Here is a 20,757-nt window from a genome sequence, read left to right as displayed (position 1 = left end):
CAGGGATGTCGGAGGGGCGGGCCAGGATCTGCCCATGGGGGAGATACTCATCGGCACCGAGGCCATTGCCGCCGGCGTGGTCACCAGGCATGAGCTGCAACGTTGGTACCGCCCGGTGTTCCGCAACGTGCATGCTCCGAAGGGCCAGACGCTGCGCCTGTACGACCGGACTTACGCGGCGTGGCTGTGGACCCATCGGGAGGGCGTGGTGACCGGGTTGGCCGCCTCCGCGCTGCACGGCGCGGAGTGGGTCGACGACGATATCGCCATCGAGCTCATCTGGGACTACATCCGTACGCCGCCCGGCATCACGGTGCGTCACGAACGCCTGGCCGATGATGAGATCACCTGTGTTGCAGGCATACCGGTGACGACACCGGCGCGCACGGCGTTCGACCTCGGTCGTTTTCTGCCACGCAGACAGGCGCTCGGGCGCCTGGATGCTCTGATGCACGCCTGCCCGTTTGTCACCGACGATGTCCTCATGCTCGCCGAGCGATACCGGGGTGCCCGCGGCGTGGCCATGCTCAAGGACGTGCTGCCGCTGGTCGACGGAGGCGCTGCATCTCTGCCCGAAAGTCGGTTGCGGCTGACGTACATCGACGCCGGCCTGCCGCGGCCGACGACGCAGATCCCGATCCTCGACGAGTGGGGCCGGGTGCTACGCACCGTCGACATGGGGTGGGAGGAGTTTCAGGTGGCTTCGGAGTATGACGGTGGACAGCACCAAACCGACCGCGCCCAGTACGTCAAGGATTTGCGGGTGTTACCCAAGCTGGCCCAACTCGGCTGGGATGTCATGCGGGTGATCAAGGAGGACCGGGAGCATGACGTCATCGAGCGTGCCTGCCGTGCATTGCGGGCCCGCGGTTGGGACGGCCGGCTCTGCCCACCGCCCCGCACCGCGGGCCGTCGCACCCCACCCGCCGAAACGGCATTCCGGCAGCGAAAGTCCGCGTAGAAGCCTGCTGGAATGCTATTTCGGCGAAAGCCGATACGGTCGACGCATGGCCGACCTACTGCAGATGGCGCCGTCGCTGTATCGCCTGCGGATTCCTGGCGACCAGGCGCACCTGCTCAACTGCTATCTGGGGGTCGAGCCCGACGGCGTGACGTTGATCGACACCGGCTGGCCGGACAGCGCGGGATTGGTCGCCGAGGCGTTGGCGGCGCTGGGACGACGACGGTTACATGTGCGACGCATCGTGCTCACCCACTTCCACGAAGACCACAGCGGTGCGGCGGCCGAAATTGCGGCCTGGTCGGACGTGGAGGTGATCGCCGGGTCGGCCGATGTGCCGTACGTGCGCGGCGACGAACCGGGCCCGCTGCCGGCGTTGACCGATGCCGAACGCAGACTGCGCCCCGATTTCGATGCGTCGCCGCATGGCCCGGCCTGCCGAGTCGACCGGGTGGTGTCCGACGGCGATGTCATCGACTTCGCCGGTGGTGCACGGGTGATCGACGTTCCCGGCCACACCCCGGGCAGTATCGCGCTGCATCTCCCGGCCGTCGACACGGTGCTCACCGGTGACGTGGTGGCCGAGTTCGACCGGCAGGTGATCTTCGGTGTCTTCAACACCGATCGTGACCAGCTGGCCGGGTCCGTACGCCGGCTGGCCGAAACAGGTGCGCAGCGTGCTGGGTTCGGCCATGGCGAGCCGATCCTCACCGACGCGGCGGCTCGGATCGCCGCGGCCGTCGACGCTTTCGCCTAGCCCCACCCATCCGCTCCCAGCGCCCCGCGCCGAAACCGCATTCCAGCAGGAAAAGTGCGAGTAGCGGCCTGCTGGAATGCGGTTTCGGCGGAAAATCTAGACCCGCCGCGGGGCGGCCAGTCGCTCGCGGCGCAGCAGCTCGACCTCGGGCAGTTGCAGCGGCGGCAGGTCACCCACCACCTGAGACAACAGATGGTCGGCGAGCTCGGGATTGCGGGCCAGACAGGGGCCGTGCAGGTAGGTGGCCACCACGCTGCCCTGTACCGCGCCGTCGAACCCATCGCCCAAGCGGTTGCCCGCGCCCTTGGTGACCGCCGCCAACGGGCGGGCCGAAGGGCCCAGAACCGTTCCGCCCCGGTGATTCTCGAAGCCGGTCAGCGGTTCGGTGAGCCCGTCCAGCAGCGGCTTCGACGCGACTTCGCCGATCGTGCGTTCCGCTTGCGGAGAAGTGGTGACATCGAGCAGCCCGACGCCCTCCACCCGCTCACCGGCCGAGGTTTCGTACCAGTGGCCGAGCACCTGGATGGCCGCGCAGATCGCCAGTACCGGCGCACCTCGCGAAACCGCCTGCTGCAGACCGGGATAGCGGAGAAGGTGTTTGGTGGCCAACCGTTGCGCGTAGTCCTCGGCGCCGCCGAGAGTGTAGAGGTCCAGCGACTCGGGCACCGGATCGGCCAGCGTGATCTCGACGATTTCGGCGTCGATACCGCGCAACCGTAGCCGTTGCCGCAACACCACCGCGTTGCCGCTGTCGCCATAGGTGCCCATCACGTCGGGCAGTACGAGCCCGATCTGCACCGGGGCCTTGTTGCTCCTCGTGCGCGCGCCACTCATGAGATCCGCCGATTCAGTTGCAGGAACGCGGTGTAGTTGGCGATCACCTCGACGTGACCGGGTGGGCAGGAGTCGATTGCGGCGACGGTGTCGTGCACGAGTGAGTGCTCGACGCCGGCGTACCCGAGCCGCACCGCCAGATCGGTTCCGCGCTCCCCGGCGGCCACCACCTGAGTATCGTCGAAGTGCTCGAAGCGCACGTCCCACAGCCAGGACAGGTCCTCACCGTCGGGCACCTGCCCGTTGACCGCGATGACCACCCCGGCGCCGTGCTTGTCCACCATCGACAGCGCCTCCTGCCAGCCGGCGGGGTTCTTGGCCAACAGGATTCGCGCGGTGTGTGATCCGATCTGCACGGTGCGGTAGCGGCCGGCGACCTCGTCAACCGTCGACACCGCCGCGACCGCGGCAGCCGGGTCTGCGCCCAGCGCCACGGCGGCCGCGACGGCCTGGGTGGCGTTGCCGCGGTTGACCGCACCCGGCAGGGCCAGCGTCATCGGCAACGACAGGCCGTCGGGACCGTAGATGTGGGTGTCGTCGAACCACCACTGCGGCGACGGACGCTTGAAATCGGTTCCGGTGGAATGCCAATCCCGCCCGTCGCGCACGATGATCTCGCCGGAGCGCGGGCAGCTCACCGAGTCTCCCGACCAGCTGCCGCCGGCGGCCACCCACACGACGTTCGGGCTGTCGTAGGCGGCTGACGTCATCAGCACGTCGTCGCAGTTGGCCACGATCACCGCGTGGGGGTGCCGGGCCAGCCCGCCGCGCAGGGTGCGTTCGATGTGGTTGATCTCACCGACCCGGTCCAGCTGATCGCGGGACAGGTTCAGCAGCACGATCACCGACGGGTTCACCGCGTCCGACACGTGCGGGACGTGCATCTCGTCGACCTCGAGCGCCGCCAACGCGGCGTCACGGGCCGCGGCCAGCGCCGCCACCAGTCCGGCGTCCATGTTGGCGCCCTCGGAGTTGCTGGCCACCGGGCCCAGTGTCGCCAGCGCGGCCGCGGTCATCCGGGTGGTGGTCGATTTGCCGTTGGTTCCGGTCACGACGACGCTGCGGCGGCCCTGGCCCAGTTGACGCAAGATCGAGCGGTCCAGCGTCATCGCCACCAGGCCGCCGATCATCGCGCCCGCGCCGCGGCCGGTGACCCGCGACGCCCAGCGTGCGGTGGCCCCGGCAGCCAGTGCGGCACGCCCTCGGATGGTCAGCATTCCGGCGATTTTATGTGCACGACACGCAGCGACGCCGACCGACTCTGTCGGGGCCACGTGCCATCCTGGCGAATATGAGCAGCGCGTGGGGCAGGCCGGCAGATGAGCCGGGAGCGGGCTGGGCCGTCGTCGATGTGGAGACCACCGGCTTCCGGCCCGGCCAGGCCCGCATCGTCAGCGTCGCTGCGCTGGCAGTCGGGGATGACGGCAATGTCGAGCACAGCGTTGCCTCGCTGCTGAACCCGGGCGTCGACCCTGGCCCCACCCACGTCCATGGCCTGACCGCCGAGATGCTGGAAGGTCAGCCGACCTTCGGCGACATCGTCGGCGAGCTCAGCGACATCCTGCGGGGCCGCACGTTGGTGGCGCACAACGCGGGTTTCGACTACAGCTTCTTGGCCGCCGAAGCCGAGTTGGTCGATGCCGAGCTACCGATCGACAGCGTCATGTGCACGGTCGAGTTGGCCCGCCGGTTGGCGCTGGGCACCGAGAACCTGCGCCTGGAGACGCTGGCGGGGCATTGGGGCGTGAGCCAGATGCGGCCGCACGACGCGCTGGATGACGCGTTGGTGCTGGCGCAGATCCTCAAACCGACGCTGGCCCGGGCGCGTGATCGCAAGGTATGGCTGCCGCTGCGGGAGGTGAGTCGGCGGCGTTGGCCCAACGGCCACGTCACGCATGAGGAGCTACGGCCGTTGAAGGTGTTGGCCTCGCGGTTGCCGTGCGAGTACGTCAACCCCGGCGTGTTCGTGCCGGGACGCCCGCTGGTGCAGGGGATGCGGGTGGCGTTGTCGGCCGAGGTGGTGCGTACGCATGAGGAGCTCATCGAGCGGATCCTGCATGCCGGGCTCGCCTACACCGACCTGGTCGACCAGCAGACCTCACTGGTGCTCTGCAACGAGCCCGAGCCTGATCAGGGCAAGGGCTACCAGGCGGTCGAGCTGGGGGTGCCGCTGCTCGATGACGAGACCTTCATGGGTTTGCTCACCCACGTCATCGGTGGCGCCGACATCGAGGAGTTCTGCGACACCCCCGCCGAAAGCGATCAGTACACGCTGTTCTGATTCGCGGACTCGCCGCGGTCTCTAGCTGAGGGCCTTCGCCTTCAACCCGTCGAACTCGGCCTGAGTGATGGTGCCGGCGTCCAGCAATGCCTTGGCGTCGGCGATCTCCTGAGCCGGGGACCGGCCGGCCGCCTCGCGGATGTAGGCGTCGGTCTCCTTCTTCGCGTCCAGTGCGGCTGCCTGCGCGCGCTCGGCCATGCCTTTGCCGCGCGCGACGAGGTACACCAAGGCGGTCAGCCACGGGAACACGATCAGGAAGATCACCCACACGGCTTTGACCCAGCCGGACGTCTTGTGGTCACGCCAGAACAGGTCGGTGAGGATCTGGAACAGGACCAGCAGGTAGGCGATCCAGGCGAAGATGATCAGGAAATGCCACAGGAAATCCCAGGTTGAACCCCAGTCCATACACCGCTCCTCAGCCGTAGGCAGGCGCAAGCATTTGCGCCACCGTCAGCTAACCACGCGCGGCGCGGTTGACGGCAGATACGACCGCTCGAAGTGATGCAGTTGTGATCGACGTGGCGATGCCGACACCCCAGACCGTCGTGCCGCCGATCTCGGCTTCGACGTAGGCCGCGGCCTGGGCTTCCTCCCCGGAGGACATGGCGTGCTCGGAGTAGTCCAGCACGTTGATGTCGTAGCCGATCGCGCCGAGGGCGTCGACGAACGCTGCCAACGGGCCGTTGCCGGCGCCGACGATCTCGCGTTCGATGCCGTCGATCTTCACGATCGCGGTGATGGTGTCGGTGCCGCCGTCCACCTCGGAGGCGACGACCTTCTGGCGGATCCGCTCCAGTGGGGTGATCGGGGCCAGGTACTCCTCGGAGAACGCGTCCCAGATCGCCTTGGGCGACACCTCGCCGCCTTCGCCGTCGGTGATCGCCTGGATCGACTGGCTGAACTCGATCTGCAGCCGCCGCGGCAGCACCAGGCCGTGGTCGGCCTTCATGATGTAGGCCACGCCGCCCTTGCCGGACTGAGAGTTCACCCGGATGACGGCTTCGTAGGTGCGGCCGACGTCCTTGGGGTCGATCGGCAGATACGGCACCTGCCACAGGATGTCGTCCATGTCCTTGTCGGCGGCGTCGGCGTCGAACTTCATCTGGTCCAGGCCCTTGTTGATGGCGTCCTGGTGGCTGCCCGAGAACGCGGTGTAGACCAGGTCACCGCCGTAGGGGTGCCGTTCGTGTACTGGCAGCTGGTTGCAGTATTCGACGGTGCGACGGATCTCGTCGATGTTGGAGAAGTCGATCTGCGGGTCGACCCCGCGGCTGAACATGTTCAGCCCCAACGTCACCAGACACACGTTGCCGGTGCGCTCACCGTTGCCGAACAGGCAGCCCTCGATCCGGTCGGCGCCGGCCTGGTAGCCCAATTCGGCTGCGGCAACGCCGGTTCCGCGATCGTTGTGCGGGTGCAGACTCAGAATGATCGAGTCGCGCGGGGACAGGTGCCGGCTCATCCACTCGATCGAGTCGGCGTAGACATTGGGGGTTGCCATCTCGACGGTGGCCGGCAGGTTGACGATCAGCGGCCACTCGGGCGTCGGCTTGATGACGTCGGCGACGGCGTTGCACACGTCGACGGCGTACTCCAACTCGGTACCGGTGTAGGACTCAGGGGAGTACTCGAAACGCCACCGGGTCTCGGGGTGCTTCTTGGCTTCCTCGACGCACATCTGCGCGCCGTCGGTGGCGATCTTCTTGACGGCCTCGCGGTCGGCGCGGAACACCACGCGGCGCTGCAGGATTGACGTCGAGTTGTAGAAGTGCACGATCACCTGCGGTGCACCCGCGCACGCCTCGAAGGTGCGCTCGATCAACTCGGGCCGGCACTGCGTCAGCACCTGGATGGTCACGTCGGCCGGGATCGCGCCGTCGGTGATGATCTCGCGGACGAAGTCGTAGTCCGTCTGGCTGGCCGAGGGGAAGCCGACCTCGATCTCCTTGTAGCCCATTCGGACCAGCAGGTCGAACATGCGACGCTTGCGCGCCGGGCTCATCGGATCGATCAGGGCCTGGTTGCCGTCACGCAGATCCACCGCGCACCACAGCGGCGCGGTGTCGATCACCTTGTCCGGCCAGGTGCGGTCGAACGGAATCCCTGCTGTGCCGAATGCCGGGCTCCCGCCCGGGACCTCGTCGGCGAAGCTGCGGTAGCGACTGACCGGCATGGCGGAACCGCGCTGGGTGTTCCAAACGGGTTGGCCGGGGTTGGCCGGGCCGGACGGGGTGGTGATGGTGCGGGCGGACGTGTAGGCGTCTGGGCTGGTCATGATGGCTTGCTCCGGGAGTTGATTGGGGGACTCGACCGGCGCATCGCAAAAACCCGCGACGGGAAGCCGGTCTGGTCAGACCCCGTCGCGGCGTCCGAGAAGGAGCACCCGCTGCACGCGGTCAACTGTACTCCGCGCCATTCCCAGGCCAAAATGCCGCGTCAGCGCGCACCGCCGGAGCGGCCGTTGCCGAACTTGACCTTGGGTGTGGCGCTGCCGGTGCTGTGCCGCGACCCGCTCGTCGTGCTGGTACTCGTGTTTGTGCTCGTGGCGGCGGAGCCCTTGCGCGTCACCGAGGATCCCGACCGCGATGTTGCTGAACCGGTGTCGTTGTCGTCGTCTCGACGCGCGGTCCTGTCCTGCGTGGTGGTGGCGGTTTCAGTCGGCGCCGAGGTCGATGCGGCGGCGCGGTCGACCGCGCGGACAGCGACGCTCGGCGGTCGCGGCGCGACAAGCGGCGGCAGGTTCACCGGAGCCACACCGGTGGCGTAGGCCTGCGCCCAGCCCAGCACGTTGGCGGCGTAGGCCATCGAGTGGTTGTAGCGCAGCACCGCGGCGGTCAGCTGCGACTGGTCGCGCAGCTGCGTACCGTCGCTGCAGAGATAGCGGGCCGCGGCCAGTGTGGCATCGAAGAGGTTGTGCGGATCGGCCTGACCGTCGCCGTCGCCGTCGGCGCCGTGCAGCAGCCACGTGCTCGGCAGGAACTGCATGGGCCCCAGCGCGCGGGCATAGGCCGTGCGGCCGCCAAAGCTGCCGGCGACGATGATCTCGTTGCCCGGCAGTGAGCCGTCGAGGGCCGGGCCGAAGATGGGACGGACCGGGTCACCGCGTTCGTCGGCGGCGCCGCCGAACGCGTGCGTGGACTCGACGTAGCCGATCCCGGCGAGCAGGTTCCAGCTAACACCGCAATCGGGTTGGCTCTGCGCCATCACGGCGTCCGCGTTCCGGTAGGCCGCCAGTGCGATCGCGGGGATGTGCACGGCGCCTGGTGACCGAACCTCCGGGGGTGGTGGTGGGCCCGTCGTAGCCGTAGCCGCAGTAGCGGGACGCGCCGACGGCGCCGCCGCCCAGGGCTCGCCGACGAGGTCGGGCAACGGCGCGACCGCGGCCACCGTCCGTATCCGGGTCTCGTGGGCCAGGCCGACCAGGCTGGGTGCGACGGCAACCGCGCTGGTCAACGCCATCCGAACGATCACGGCGAGACAGGTGGAAGCGTCGCGGACCGCTCGACGGGCACGGTGACGCATAGCGAAACATTGACATCCGCGTCGATGCTTGCCAACCCCCGACACACCTCTGGCATTCGCCGCACGGCCTCTCGCAGCCTTCGTGGGGACGCTGATTTGGTGTCTGTACGGCCCCGAAATGCGCTTTATGCTGCTCGGCGAGCTAGGAGGTTCAGGGTCCATATGGGGAATTCGGTCGAGGTTGTCACCTCGGAATTGTTGGTGGCGTCGGACCGGCTGCGCAGTGCCGGGCAGCGACTGCAGGACGGATTGTCGGCAGTGGACCTGGAGACCAGCAACCTGCTGGGTTCGGGTTGGAAGGGCGAGGCGGCCACGGCGTTCGGCTCCGCGTGGGACCAGTGGCACAAAGGCGCGGGCCAGGTGGTCCGCAGTTTGCAGGCGATGTCGGATCTGCTGTCGGTGGCCGGCAAGGAATACGCCAAGACCGACGAGCAGGCCGGCGGCGCACTGGACTCGACGATGCAGACGACGGGCGGCGGCGGCGGTAGCGCGAGTGGTGGTGGTAGCTCCAGCGGTGGTGGTGCGGCCGCACCGAGCGCTTCCGGTGGGTCCTCGGGCACTGCTGGCCAGGCCGGCGCTGCGGGTGGCTCGACGGCGCCGCAGCAGAGCCTGTCCGACCAGATGAACCTCGGGCAAGTGATGCAACCGCTGTCGCAACTGGGGCAGATACCGGCCCAGATGGCGGGCGGCCTGGCCCAGGCCGCGCAGGTGGCCTCCGGCGTGGTTCAGCAGGCCGTTCAGGCCGGCAGCGAACTGGCGCAGCAAGGTGATGCCCCGACGGAAGCCGAAGACGCCGAAGACGCCGACGCCGGCGTCGAAGACACTGGCGCGCCGGAAGGCGCTGAAGGCGGGGACGGGGCGACCGCGCCGGTTCAGCCGCGCACCGAGGGGCCGGCTGCAGCCGGACCACAGGCCTCCCCGGGTAGGAGTTTGTGATGTTGATTGTGGACTTCCCGCAATTGCAGGGCGCGATAGACCACATGGCCCAGTTTGGCCGTGATGTCACCGAGACGCTGGAGGAGATCGACCAGGCCATGACGGCGCTTCGGGCGAACTGGGAGGGTTCGGGCTCGGATGCCCAGGCACAGTCTCAGCAGCAGTGGGAGGACGGCGCCGAACAGATGAAGCAGTCCTTGGCCACCATGCAGAAGATCGCCGAGATGGCGCACAAGAACTACACGGACGCCGTCGACAAGAACGGCCAGATGTGGGGTGCGTGAACACGGCGGTGGCGCTGATCGGCGGGCGGAGCCGGTGTGCGGATTGAGGTAGAGCCACAGGCGCTCATCGGTGGCGGCAAGCAGATGGGGTCGCTGGGCTCGCAGTTGGGCATGCTGTCGGATGCGCTGGGACAGACGTTGGGCAGCGGGATCGCGTCGGGCTACGACGCGGCGGGGTTGAACTTCGGCCTGAAGTACGGCAGGCAGGGTGACGAGTTCGCCAAGGCACTGGCTGACGCCGCGAACGCGTTCAAATCGGTCGGATATGCGCTGGAGGCAACGGGTTACAACTACCAGAATGCCGACGCGTCATCGACGATCGGTGGCTCGGGGCCGACCGGGGGCCTGAGCGGCGAGCCGAGCAAGACGAACCCGGGTGACGCGCCGACGGGACCCTCAGGGCCACCGGTCACCCCACCGACGAAGTGGCATCTCATCCAGCCCTTCCTGACCATGATCCCCGGTCTCGGCATCGCAATGGCCTGGCCGACCGGTAACTCCGGCATGATGAATGTGACTGCGGCGCAGTGGAGCAACATCGGCCGGGGCCTGTCGGTGTTCGAGTCGGCGCTGGGCCCGGTGAAGTCTGCCGTTGCCGCACAGTCGATTCCAGAGGGCGGGCAGATCACCAAGGCGCTCGACGACCTCGGCACGGCCGTCGCGGGTCTTGCGACCGCGGCATCGGACGTGGCCACATCGATCAGCGAGTTCGCCACCGGTGTGCAGGAGACCCAGGACTCCATCCGCAGCCTGCTCGACCGGATCTCGCTGGACGGACTATGGGACACCGTGACCGGCTTCCTTTCCGGGGACGGCGACAAGATCCTGCGCGAGGTCGCCGAAGATGTCGGCAATGTGCTGGAGAACTTCCAGAACCAGATCAAGGGCGTCGTCGGCCTGCTCGACGAGCTGACCATCGCGCTCGGTGATCTCGCCACCAAGTTCCAGAACTGGATCCGGCCGGTCCTGGTCGGGGTGTTCGGCGAAACGCACGGCAACTTGCTGGCCGACGCGGTCACGCTGTACACCGACATACAGGTGGGGGTGGCCACCGGCCTGATCGGCACGGTGTCCGGGCTGGTGGCGCTGGCTGACGTCGACACCTGGAAAGGTATGGGCGAGTTGGCGTTGTCGGTCGTCCAAGACCCGTCGACACTCGACGATGTATTGCTCAACATGGGCAAGGATTTCGTGGCCTGGGACAAGTGGTCCGGGGATCACCCCGGCCGTGCGGCCGGCGAGGCTGCCTTCAACATCGGGTCGCTGTTCGTTCCCGGTGGGGCCCTGTCGAAGTCGGGATCGGTGGCCAAGGGCCTGGCCGCCACGCGCAACCTGCTCAAGGGCGGCAGCCACGGTTCGCATGGCGGGCTGCCTGAGGTGAACGGCGCGAATACGCCGAATCTTCCCGGTACGCATGACGTTCCGAACGTTCCAGATGTTCCGAACGTTCCGGAGCTTTCGCCGTCGCCGGGGATCCCGGAGTCGGTGCTGACTCCCAACGGGTCTGGTGGACCGTCGACGCCCGGCAACGCCGGTGATGCGCCGGTGCATCCGCAGAGCTCCCAACCCAACGGGGCGTCGGGCCCGAGTGGTCAAGGCGCGCCTGTCGGTACACCGTCCGGTGGGGGCGATGGGGCATCGGGTTCACCGACCAACGGCTCGGGGCCTGTTCCGACGGGTGGCTCGCCGAGTGGTGGCGGTGGTGACGGGCCGGCGTCGAATGGTCAAGGAACGAGCCTGTCAGGCAGCTCGCCGGGGACCAGCGCGTCCGCCGACTCTCCGAACTCGAGTGGACCGAGCCAGTCGCCGTCGGCTTCGGAGTCAAGTTCCCCTGGTGGTGGCGCGTCGACTGCGTCTGCTGGTCTGTCAAACATTGATGGTTCCTCAGGGCCCAGCGATAGCTCTAGCCGTTCGTCTGAAATGGTTGAGACACAGACGAGTTCAGATCTGGATGACTCAAGGCGAGACCAACCTAGCGGAAGCGACGATCATTCGCATCACGCTAATGGCAGCGACGCCGGCGGCCCGGCCATCAACAGTGACAACAAGCCGGAGACTGCGCCCGATAGCGACCCTCCTGGGAATCTTGATGACCAGCATTCTTCTGAGTCGAATACGTCAGATCGACACCATGGGGGAAGCGGCGACGGTGCACGGCAAGATCCTGTGCAGTCAGCCGAACAAAGTGGAGATGGCTGGCACCGCATCGACGATAAACCGGACAATCCTAATTACGGGCAACCGCTAGACGACCACTGGAAATCGGGCCATTATCCGACTCCTTCTGAATCGAATCAATCGACATTTGATCTGATCGAGCATCATGGCGAGCCGTATGGCCATGATGCCGATGGAAATCCTCTCACTCAGGCTGAATATGACGCGAGATACAATTTAGTCGGTCCAGAAGGGCAGAACTGGGAGAACTACCCACCTAATGATGGTGCAGTACCTGGCAGTCGCGTGTTGTACGACTCGGGTGATGCTTTTCTGCGGGACTACGGGGGACACCTCGACCGAATCGGTAACGACGACGGTAGTTATCTCGGTGTGATGCCAGATGGGGTTCCACCCTCTTTTGAATCCCGTGGATTGCCCATATCCTCTCTAAACCAGCCTTATAGTCGTTTTGTTTTAACTGAACTTCCGGAAAACTGGTCGATCGAAGTTTCTCAAATTGCGCCAGCTTTTGGACGTGATGGCGGCGCATTGCAGGTGTTGGTATACAACGATGAGGGGAAAAAGATGTCAGTCAAGGACATGATTAGAGACGGAGTGCTGGAATGACCTCGCCCCACATCTCCGGACAATTAATTGAGTGGGCTCGGCGAGCCGGGTACGAACTTACCCCGGAGGATCATTCTGGGGCGGCGCTATTCTGGTCGTGCCCGGGTGGGGAAATCCGTTACTATATCCGTTTGGACGCGGGTGGTGTCTTGTTGACAAAGGCAGAGCGTGCGGCAGAAGAGCAGTTTGAATTGTGGGGCGCATCTATCGATGTAATCGAGCGACATCTTTTCGGAGTTTTCGGGTGGGATATCCGGTCAATCAATCGACTTCCGCGTATCAAAACCTCTAGGAAAATCGAGGAAATTGCGGACGGGTATCGCATAACTGACGTGAACGCCGAAGGGTACCGCCGGTTATTGGATCAGCATGGATCAGCGGTCGCGACCGCCCGCGGGAAGCTGAGCGGCGTTTCCGTCCTCGTCGAGTTGTCGCATCTAATCACAGTGCCGATAGAAAAGATCAGAAGTTCTTATGAACATCCTGATGGCCGTCCGTTATTTCGTGTCTGAACGACCCGAGTTCGGGTGAGTCCTGGCTGTAAACTGCTCGTCGGGCTTGACTACCCCTAGAGCGCGGTGGCGCGCGCAAGGATCGGATCCGAAAGTCATTCTCGCGCAACCAGATCCAGAGTCTTTTCCGGGGCGATTCTCAATAACGATTATCGGTGAATCCGCAGAGCGGTGCTGGATGGGTAGTAGCGACGCTATAGCTTTTTCGCACGCAATCGTTGTTTACGAGGTACTCGACAAGCTGGTGCGCGAAGGCCCCCCCTGCGGCGGGCTTTCAAGCAGCCACCTTCGGCGGGTCGTGCCGGAAGGTCTGGTTGTGAACTGGGTGAAGCAAGGAAATCCGGATGGATGAGGTTCCTGTGGCCGGTGCGCAAGCCGAGTACCGGGGATCGCGATACCGCATATTGTTCGGGAACTCCGAATGGTTCGCTTTACGTGTCGATGACGATGTGGTGATACCAGACGCCTTTGCTCGTGGTGAGCGAAAGCTAGCCCCGACAGGCACCGAGCAGTGGGCGAAGGTGCCGGTTTCAGTTGTCGATGGTGTCATTGATGTGCGCGTTAAAGGCACAGTTCGGGGACAGACTGTCTCCTTGCAGCGTCAACTGCCAGACGGGCGTGTACGAGTGTGGTTTGTCGGGTCTCCGGCTGCGGCCGAGGAACTCGGCTTGGAAGGTGACCAGTACATGGGATGGACTGGCAACTTCGAACCCGGCGAGTTCAGCGACATCCAGGTCGAGGAGACGCAGCGACCGGCTACGTTCGGCTGATGGGCAATGTGCCGGTGTCGGGCCCTTACGCGGAGTATTGCGGCAGTCGCTTTCTCATTCTGTCCAGTGGTGATGGTTGGGTCGCGCTGAGGGCGGACTCGGAGGCTGAGGTCCCGAACGCATTCGAACGCGGTGAATCATGTCCGGGGACGTTGTATGCCGCGCCGTGGGCGAAGGTTCCGACCGCGGCTCTCGATGAGATCGTCGATGTAGACGTCACGGGATCCCTGGCTGGCCACCGGGTGTCACTGCGGAATCTGTTGTCAGACGGCAGGATTCGAGTGTGGTTCATCGGGGATCCCGCTGTCGCCGAAGACATCGGATTGAAGGGCGACCGGCACGATGGCTGGACCGGCAGCTTCGATCCCGAAGACTTCAGCGATATCCAAATAGTGGAGACGCGCCGTGTCTGACGCGAAACGTCAACGCAACGTCGCCGGCGTGCCCCACTGGCCACTGAACGCGATCTGCTCCAGCGGCAAACGCTCGCGCGGCCGGCTGTCGCGTTCGACGATGGCGTCGTCGGCGAGGGAGTAGTCACCCAGCGAGCCCACCGCCACAACGGCCAGCGGCCGGACCCCGTCCGGGATACCGAACGCCCCCCGGGCGCCGTCGACATCGAAGCCGGCCATCGGATGGGCGATCAATCCCCGCGACACCGCTTCCACGGTCAGTTGCGCGATCGCGGCACCCGCGTCGACCGCCGAATACACGGCCGTCTTCTCGTCTTCGCCCTGGTCCGCGCACACCAGGATCAGCGCCGAGGCCGCATGCGCGTAACTGTTGCCACGCTTGAGCAGGCCGGTCAGTGTGGTGAATGTCTCGTCCGGTGCGGTTTTTCCTCCTGGCGTGCGGGAACGTCGTCCCACCACAAATCGCACCGGCTGCCGGTGGCCCCAACTGGCGGCCCACCGCGCGGCCTCCACCAACGCGGTGAGTTGCTCGCCGCTGACCACGGCAGATGCATCGAAGGCACGGGGGCTCCAGCGGGCCGCGAGATCGGGGTGAATCGGCACGCTGGTAGCAGCCGAGCGGGCATCGGGCACGTCAGTCAAGCTACCGGCGGGGAAAACCGTGTGCGTGTCTCCCTTATCCTGGGTGGGCAATCAGACCGGCTTGAACACAGCAGTGAAGGGTTAGACAGTGGCGCTCGTCGTACAGAAGTACGGCGGATCCTCGGTATCGGATGCCGATCGGATCCGTCGCGTGGCCGAGCGGATCGTGGAGACGAAGAAGGCAGGCCATGACGTGGTCGTCGTCGTTTCTGCGATGGGCGATACCACCGACGACCTGCTCGACCTGGCCCGCCAGGTGTCCCCGGCACCTCCCGCGCGTGAGATGGACATGCTGCTCACCGCCGGTGAGCGCATCTCCAACGCGCTGGTCGCCATGGCCATCGAGTCGCTCGGTGCCCAGGCCCGCTCGTTCACCGGCTCGCAGGCCGGCATCGTCACCACCGGCACCCACGGCAACGCCAAGATCATTGACGTCACCCCCGGCCGCCTGCGCGATGCGCTGGACGAGGGCGTCATCGTGCTGGTCGCTGGGTTCCAGGGCGTCAGCCAGGACAGCAAGGATGTCACCACCATGGGCCGCGGCGGCTCGGACACCACCGCCGTCGCGCTCGCCGCGGCGCTCAAGGCCGACGTCTGCGAGATCTACACCGATGTCGACGGCATCTTCACCGCCGACCCGCGCATCGTCCCGAATGCGCGCCATCTCGACAAGGTCTCCTTCGAGGAGATGCTCGAGATGGCCGCGTGCGGCGCCAAGGTGCTCATGCTGCGCTGCGTCGAGTACGCCCGCCGGTACAACGTGCCGATCCACGTCCGCTCGTCGTATTCGGACAAGACCGGCACCATCGTCAAAGGATCGATCGAGGACATCCCCATGGAAGACGCCCTGCTGACCGGAGTAGCCCACGACCGCGGGGAGGCCAAGGTCACCGTCGTCGGTCTGCCCGACGTCCCCGGATATGCCGCCAAGGTGTTCCGCGCGGTCGCCGAGGCCGACGTGAACATCGACATGGTGCTGCAGAACATTTCCAAGGTCGAGGATGGCAAGACCGACATCACCTTCACCTGCCCGATGGACAACGGCCCGACGGCCGTGGAGAAGTTGAGTGGGCTGAAGGACGAGATCGGGTTCAGCCAGGTGCTCTACGACGACCACATCGGCAAGGTGTCGCTGGTCGGAGCCGGTATGCGCAGCCATCCGGGCGTCACGGCCAAGTTCTGCGAGGCGCTGGCCGAGGCGGGGGTGAACATCGATCTGATCTCCACCTCCGAGATCCGGATCTCGGTACTCGTCAAGGACACCGAGCTGGACACCGCGGTGGCCGTGCTGCACGAGGCTTTCGACCTGGGCGGCGACGACGAAGCTGTGGTCTACGGCGGGACGGGGCGCTGACATGGTTTCGATCGGCGTTATCGGTGCGACCGGGCAGGTCGGCCAGGTCATGCGCACCCTGCTGGAAGAGCGTGACTTCCCGGCCAGCAGCGTGCGGTTCTTCGCCTCGGCCCGCTCCGAGGGCAAGAAGCTGACCTTCCGTGGCCAGGAGATCGAGGTAGAGAACAGCGAGACGGCAGACCCGTCCGGGCTCGACATCGCCCTGTTCTCCGCCGGTGCGACGATGTCGCGCGTGCAGGCCCCGCGGTTCGCGGCGGCCGGCGCCGTCGTCGTCGACAACTCGTCGGCCTGGCGCAAGGACCCTGAGGTCCCGCTCGTGGTCAGCGAGGTGAACTTCGAGCGCGACGGCCGTGTGCGACCCAAGGGCATCATCGCCAACCCGAACTGCACCACCATGGCCGCCATGCCGGTGCTCAAGCCGTTGCATGAAGAAGCCGGTCTGACCAGGCTGGTCGTGTCGAGCTACCAGGCAGTGTCGGGCAGTGGCCTGGCCGGTGTCGAGGAACTGGCCTCGCAGACCCGCGCGGTGATCGACGGCGCCGAGAAGCTGGTGCACGACGGTTCGGCGGTGGATTACCCCGTACCCGTGAAATACGTTGCGCCCATTGCCTTCAACGTGATCCCGCTGGCCGGGGCACTCGTTGATGACGGCTCGGGTGAGACCGACGAGGACCAGAAGCTGCGCAACGAGAGCCGCAAGATCCTGGGTATCCCGGACCTGTTGGTCAGTGGCACCTGCGTGCGGGTTCCGGTCTTCACCGGGCATTCGCTGTCGATCAATGCGGAGTTCGCCCAACCGCTCTCGGTTTCGCGGGCCCAAGAATTGCTGGCGGAAGCGCCCGGCGTGAAGTTGGTCGACGTGCCGACGCCGCTGGCCGCCGCCGGTGTCGACGAGTCGCTGGTGGGCCGGATCCGCCAGGACCCGGGTGCGCCCGAGGGGCGGGGCCTCGCCCTGTTCGTGTCCGGTGACAACCTGCGAAAAGGTGCCGCGCTGAACACGATTCAAATCGCCGAACTCCTGGCCGCCGAGCTCTAACTCCGCACCCCCTTGCGTCGAAACCGCATTCCAGCAGGCGTTCTCTCGATCTTTTTCTGCTGGAATGCCATTTCGGCGGTGGCGGTACCGGCGAGCGCCAACCCGGGTTTCGGTGTCCCCGTGCCGCCTGCACTGGCTCCCGGGCAGGTGCTGCGTGTCGGGCCCAGCGCCGGAACCGGCACGCCCACCCGGGATTACGGCATCGGTGCCACCGATTTGTGTGAGTTCATGGAGTTCCCCAGCCGGGTGCTGCAGGTGTGCGGCGACAGTTTCGCCGGGCAGGCCGTGGGTTTCGGTGGCTGGCATTCCCCGGTGGCCCTGCATGTCGACGCTGATTCGATCGACGCTCCGGACGGAGTGCGGTACCGGGGTGTCAGCGGTGTGGACCAGCCGTTGCTGGCCGACCCCGCGCCGGCCGGTGCCTCCCAATTGCCGGCCGGGGTGATCTCCATCAACCGGGAGAACTACCTGATGGTGACCACCACCCGGGATCTGATTCCGCAGACTTCTCGGCTGGTGAAAGCCGATGCAGCCCGGTCGAATTGGCCGACGGTGCCCGGGTCGGTGCGCGAGGCGAAGTACCAAGCCGGTGCCCAGTCACAGATCAGCGGTTACTACGACCCCGTTCCGGCGCCGGATTCGCCGAGCGGGTGGGTGTACATCCTGGCCAACAACTTCGACCGCAGCAGCCCGCCCTTCCTGTACCGGGCCAGTCCACGGACGTTCACCGACCGGGCGAGCTGGCAGGGCTGGTCGGCCACCGCAGGCTGGGGCAAGCCGCCGACTCCGCTGTTCGCCGACCGGGTGGGGGAGATGAGCATCCGGCAGATCGACGGCAAGCCGGTGCTGTCCTACTTCAACGCCACCAACGGAAACATGGAGATGCGGGTGGCCTACGACCCCACCGGCCTGGGCGCCGCGCCGGTGACCACGGTGGTGTTCGCCAGCGCCTGGCCCGACCCGGTGGACGCGCTGCCGCCGCCGGAGATCAACCAACTGGCCCAGCCCTATGGCGGCTACATCTCACCCGGATCCACCTTGGATCGGGTGCGGGTGTTCATCAGCCAGTGGAACACCATGGCCCGCGGCGGCACCCCGTATCGGGTGATCCAATACGCGGTGAACCCGTTCAAGCCATGGGAGTAGGTGGGCGTGGCCCACGCCTACGCTTCGCGCCGCTTTCCACCGCAGGGCTGTGGTCGGCGTGGGCGAGCAGCCTCTGGGTAGAAACCGGCGAAGCGGCACGGCGCGGATTCAGCCCGCATGCGGCCTTTCATAGCCGATTCATAGTCAATTCTTGATCAGCACCTCGGCAGTGCTTGCATGCTCGTAAGCATGACTGAAACACCTCCCGATCCCGCCACCGAACCGGTGGCCGCCACCGAACCGGTGGTCGCGACGCCGGCGCCCGTGGCAGCCCAGCCCGTCGAGAAGAAGCCCAGCCGGTTGATTCAGACGCTTGCCTGGGTGGGTATCACCGCCGGCATCGTCTTCATCGTCGCCGTGGTCTTCAGCATCGGGTTCTGCATCGGCTCCCATTCCGGCGGCCATCACCACCACGGCAAACACGACCGGGGCGGCATGATGATGCACCACCGCGGCGGCCCGCCGATGGGCCCGGGACCTGGCATGATGCCGCACTGGGGTCCGGGTGGGCCAGGTGCGTTCGGCCCCGGCGGACCTGGCTGGGGACCCGGCGGACCCGGTGAGCCGGCCGGCCCCGGTGGACCGGGCAGCGCACCGGAACGTCCTGAGACGCCGGCAACACCGGCACCGCCTGCGCGACCATAATCACACCCCGGCTCTTTTGGATTGACTCCAAAGAGCGCGCATACTGGAGGCGTGACCACGGTGCATGATTCCGACCCCAAGGCCCTGTTGCGGGCCGCTGGGTTGCGTGTCACTGCGCCGCGGGTCGCGGTTCTCAAGGCACTCGCCGAGCATCCACATGCGACTGCAGACGATGTGGCCGGCTTGGCTCGCGAAACCCTTGGTTCGGTGTCCACCCAGGCGGTGTACGACGTGCTGCGTGCCTGCGTAAACGCCGGGCTGGTCCGTCGTATCGAACCGGCCGGCTCCTCGGCGCGGTACGAGACCCGCGCCGGCGACAACCACCATCACCTGGTCTGCCGGGTGTGCGGCGTGGTCGCCGACGTCGACTGCGCAGTCGGGGACACACCCTGCCTGGAGCCCTCTGACCTGGCCGGTTTCGCGGTCGACGAGGCCGAGGTGGTGTTCTGGGGCATCTGCGCGGATTGCCAGCAGGCACCGAAATCCACAGAAACCGCGTAGCCACACAAACCACTCTGCAGCCCTGGACGTCCCGGCCACTTCCCCTTGGTGGCCGGGACGCCTGCCTTTCCGTCAACCCTTTTCCGCCAACCACTACCCGCGGTGCGGCCGATCGTGAGATTCTCGCTAACCATGAAACGGGGTCGGCTGCTGATTGCCGCACTGCTTGCGGTGCCGGCGCTGGCGGCCGGCTGCAGTGCTGCTGAGCCCGAGCGCGGAGCGGCCATGATGTTCGCGGTCGGGGATTGCGTGAACGTCCCGGCCACCACACCGACCACCCCGGCGGCGGCCCGGGCCGAAAAGGTCTCCTGCAGCGTCGATCCGAGTTACACCGTCGGGGCCGTCGCCGATGGCACCGGGGCGTGCCCCAGCGCCGAGTACCAGCATCTTCCCGCCGATCTCGCCGACCCGTCGACGTCGCGACTGTGCCTGGTCCCCAACCTGGTCGCCAATCACTGCTACGAACTCGGGATGCCCGCCGGCATGGTGGAGCGGGCCGATTGCGCCGATCGCCGCGGCCCCGGCGTGCTGGTCCAGGTGACCCGACGTCTGGACATCCGGGACGGATCGGCGTGTCCGGCCGAAAGTGGGCACTACGCCTGGCCGTATCCCTCGCCGGCCCGGACCTATTGCGCGCGCACGGTGTACTGAATGGCATGATCGGGGCCATGCGTGCCCTGACTGTCGGTTTCGGGCTGGCCGGTCTCGCACTGGCTTTGGCGGCACCTGCGGGTGCGCGTCCCTCGGATCCTGGTGTCGTGTCCTACGCCGTGATGCCCAAAGGTTCGGTGGGCAACATCATCGGCGCGCCGATGACGTGGGAGTCCCAGTTCACCGAGCCCTTCCAGGGTTTTGGCGTGGACAATCCGGCGTGCAACAACTGGGCCGACATCGGCCTGCCCGAGGTGTTCAACGACCCCGACCTGGCGTCGTTCAACGGAGCCACCACCCAGACTGCGGCGAATGACCAGACGCATTTCGTGAAGCAGGCGATCGGGGTGTTCGCCACGCCTGAAGCCGCTGACCGGGCGTTTCACCGGGTGGTGGACCGCACCAGAGGCTGTTCGGGCCAGACCACCGCGATGCACCTGGACAACTTCGTCACGCAGGTGTGGACGTTCACCGGTGGAGCCGCGAGCGACGTCGACGCCGATTGGGTGAAGCAGGAAGCCGGCACCGACCGTCGCTGTTTCAACACCACGCGCAAACGGGAAAACGTGGTGCTGCAGGCCAAGGTGTGCCAGTCCGGCAATGCGGGTCCGGCGGTCAATGTACTGGCCGGCGCGATGCAGAACACGCTGGGCCAATAAGAACATGTCGGTCCGATCTGGATGATGGAACACAACCGAGCCGTTTGATACCGGTGAGGACCG

22 protein-coding genes are annotated in these 20,757 nt (G+C 66.3%); 16 read left to right on the top strand and 6 right to left on the bottom strand.

Features of this window, described 5'->3' with window-relative positions:
- The first annotated feature begins 34 nt into the window (after positions 1-34).
- Together FR943_RS24710 and FR943_RS24705 are read left to right on the top strand one after the other, a co-directional pair.
- Complete coding sequence (locus tag FR943_RS24710; RefSeq protein WP_217160920.1) at positions 35-961, top strand: type IV toxin-antitoxin system AbiEi family antitoxin; 927 nt, start codon at positions 35-37, stop codon at positions 959-961.
- A 46-nt stretch (positions 962-1,007) separates the two neighbouring features.
- The gene (locus FR943_RS24705; protein WP_217160918.1) at positions 1,008-1,718 is read left to right on the top strand and encodes an MBL fold metallo-hydrolase; all 711 of its coding nucleotides are present in this window, start codon (positions 1,008-1,010) and stop codon (positions 1,716-1,718) included.
- 96 nt (positions 1,719-1,814) lie between these two features.
- Here FR943_RS24705 and FR943_RS24700 read toward each other — a convergent pair whose 3' ends face one another.
- Positions 1,815-2,552, bottom strand: coding sequence for a type 1 glutamine amidotransferase (locus tag FR943_RS24700; RefSeq protein WP_217160917.1), 738 nt, complete (start codon positions 2,550-2,552; stop codon positions 1,815-1,817).
- On the bottom strand, positions 2,549-3,769 hold the full coding sequence (locus FR943_RS24695; RefSeq protein WP_217160914.1) for a Mur ligase family protein: 1,221 nt from the start codon (positions 3,767-3,769) through the stop codon (positions 2,549-2,551). Before FR943_RS24695 ends, FR943_RS24700 begins: the two co-directional genes overlap by 4 nt.
- Before the next feature lie 74 nt (positions 3,770-3,843).
- Here FR943_RS24695 and FR943_RS24690 point away from each other — a divergent pair, with 74 nt between their 5' ends.
- On the top strand, positions 3,844-4,833 hold the full coding sequence (locus tag FR943_RS24690) for a DEDDh family exonuclease (protein ID WP_217160912.1): 990 nt from the start codon (positions 3,844-3,846) through the stop codon (positions 4,831-4,833).
- A 21-nt stretch (positions 4,834-4,854) separates the two neighbouring features.
- Here the strand turns inward: FR943_RS24690 and FR943_RS24685 are convergent, their stop codons facing one another.
- The 3 genes from FR943_RS24685 to FR943_RS24675 form a co-directional block, all read right to left on the bottom strand.
- Positions 4,855-5,241 carry an SHOCT domain-containing protein gene (locus FR943_RS24685; RefSeq protein WP_217160911.1) on the bottom strand — a complete coding sequence of 129 codons (387 nt, stop codon included), beginning with the start codon at positions 5,239-5,241 and terminating at the stop codon, positions 4,855-4,857.
- Between the two features lie 49 nt (positions 5,242-5,290).
- Positions 5,291-7,111 (bottom strand): 2-isopropylmalate synthase, encoded by a 1,821-nt coding sequence (gene leuA / locus FR943_RS24680; RefSeq protein WP_217160909.1) that lies wholly within the window; start codon positions 7,109-7,111, stop codon positions 5,291-5,293.
- Between the two features lie 161 nt (positions 7,112-7,272).
- Entirely contained in the window at positions 7,273-8,295 is a 1,023-nt protein-coding gene (locus tag FR943_RS24675; RefSeq protein ID WP_217160907.1) for a lytic transglycosylase domain-containing protein, read from the bottom strand.
- Positions 8,296-8,520: 225 nt separating this feature from the next.
- Here FR943_RS24675 and FR943_RS24670 point away from each other — a divergent pair, with 225 nt between their 5' ends.
- From FR943_RS24670 to FR943_RS24645, 6 genes are all read left to right on the top strand, one after another.
- Positions 8,521-9,294, top strand: a complete 774-nt coding sequence (locus FR943_RS24670) for a WXG100 family type VII secretion target (RefSeq protein WP_217160905.1) — start codon at positions 8,521-8,523, stop codon at positions 9,292-9,294.
- On the top strand, positions 9,294-9,578 hold the full coding sequence (locus FR943_RS24665; protein ID WP_217160904.1) for a WXG100 family type VII secretion target: 285 nt from the start codon (positions 9,294-9,296) through the stop codon (positions 9,576-9,578). Before FR943_RS24670 ends, FR943_RS24665 begins: the two co-directional genes overlap by 1 nt.
- A gap of 36 nt (positions 9,579-9,614) precedes the next feature.
- On the top strand, positions 9,615-12,365 hold the full coding sequence (locus FR943_RS26800) for a glycohydrolase toxin TNT-related protein (RefSeq protein ID WP_217160903.1): 2,751 nt from the start codon (positions 9,615-9,617) through the stop codon (positions 12,363-12,365).
- The gene (locus FR943_RS24655) at positions 12,362-12,877 is read left to right on the top strand and encodes an Imm61 family immunity protein (RefSeq protein ID WP_217160901.1); all 516 of its coding nucleotides are present in this window, start codon (positions 12,362-12,364) and stop codon (positions 12,875-12,877) included. The genes FR943_RS26800 and FR943_RS24655 overlap by 4 nt, the downstream gene beginning before the upstream one ends.
- A 344-nt stretch (positions 12,878-13,221) precedes the next feature.
- Complete coding sequence (locus tag FR943_RS24650; protein WP_217160899.1) at positions 13,222-13,647, top strand: hypothetical protein; 426 nt, start codon at positions 13,222-13,224, stop codon at positions 13,645-13,647.
- Positions 13,647-14,060: a hypothetical protein gene (locus tag FR943_RS24645; RefSeq protein ID WP_217160897.1), complete on the top strand. Its 414-nt coding sequence runs from the start codon at positions 13,647-13,649 to the stop codon at positions 14,058-14,060. The genes FR943_RS24650 and FR943_RS24645 overlap by 1 nt, the downstream gene beginning before the upstream one ends.
- 9 nt (positions 14,061-14,069) lie before the next feature.
- Here the strand turns inward: FR943_RS24645 and FR943_RS24640 are convergent, their stop codons facing one another.
- Complete coding sequence (locus FR943_RS24640; RefSeq protein WP_217160895.1) at positions 14,070-14,702, bottom strand: nitroreductase family protein; 633 nt, start codon at positions 14,700-14,702, stop codon at positions 14,070-14,072.
- Between the two features lie 88 nt (positions 14,703-14,790).
- On the opposite strand from FR943_RS24640, the gene FR943_RS24635 reads away from it, so the two are divergent.
- From FR943_RS24635 to FR943_RS24605, 7 genes are all read left to right on the top strand, one after another.
- On the top strand, positions 14,791-16,056 hold the full coding sequence (locus FR943_RS24635) for an aspartate kinase (protein ID WP_217160893.1): 1,266 nt from the start codon (positions 14,791-14,793) through the stop codon (positions 16,054-16,056).
- A 1-nt stretch (position 16,057) separates the two neighbouring features.
- Positions 16,058-17,092 (top strand): aspartate-semialdehyde dehydrogenase, encoded by a 1,035-nt coding sequence (locus tag FR943_RS24630; protein ID WP_217160891.1) that lies wholly within the window; start codon positions 16,058-16,060, stop codon positions 17,090-17,092.
- A gap of 69 nt (positions 17,093-17,161) precedes the next feature.
- Positions 17,162-18,238: a DUF4185 domain-containing protein gene (locus FR943_RS24625; RefSeq protein ID WP_372448247.1), complete on the top strand. Its 1,077-nt coding sequence runs from the start codon at positions 17,162-17,164 to the stop codon at positions 18,236-18,238.
- 189 nt (positions 18,239-18,427) lie between these two features.
- Positions 18,428-18,883 carry a hypothetical protein gene (locus FR943_RS24620; protein WP_217160888.1) on the top strand — a complete coding sequence of 152 codons (456 nt, stop codon included), beginning with the start codon at positions 18,428-18,430 and terminating at the stop codon, positions 18,881-18,883.
- A 51-nt stretch (positions 18,884-18,934) separates the two neighbouring features.
- Positions 18,935-19,384, top strand: coding sequence for a Fur family transcriptional regulator (locus tag FR943_RS24615; protein WP_217160886.1), 450 nt, complete (start codon positions 18,935-18,937; stop codon positions 19,382-19,384).
- A 132-nt stretch (positions 19,385-19,516) separates the two neighbouring features.
- Complete coding sequence (locus FR943_RS24610) at positions 19,517-20,035, top strand: hypothetical protein (protein ID WP_217160885.1); 519 nt, start codon at positions 19,517-19,519, stop codon at positions 20,033-20,035.
- 17 nt (positions 20,036-20,052) lie between these two features.
- On the top strand, positions 20,053-20,694 hold the full coding sequence (locus tag FR943_RS24605) for a sensor domain-containing protein (protein WP_217160884.1): 642 nt from the start codon (positions 20,053-20,055) through the stop codon (positions 20,692-20,694).
- The last annotated feature ends 63 nt before the right edge of the window (positions 20,695-20,757 follow it).

The sequence above is a fragment of the [Mycobacterium] fortunisiensis genome (assembly GCF_019050325.1).
Lineage (GTDB): Bacteria > Actinomycetota > Actinomycetes > Mycobacteriales > Mycobacteriaceae > Mycobacterium > Mycobacterium fortunisiensis.
The sequence above is the reverse complement of the archived record's forward strand: the minus strand, read 5'-3'. Positions and strand labels throughout refer to the sequence as shown.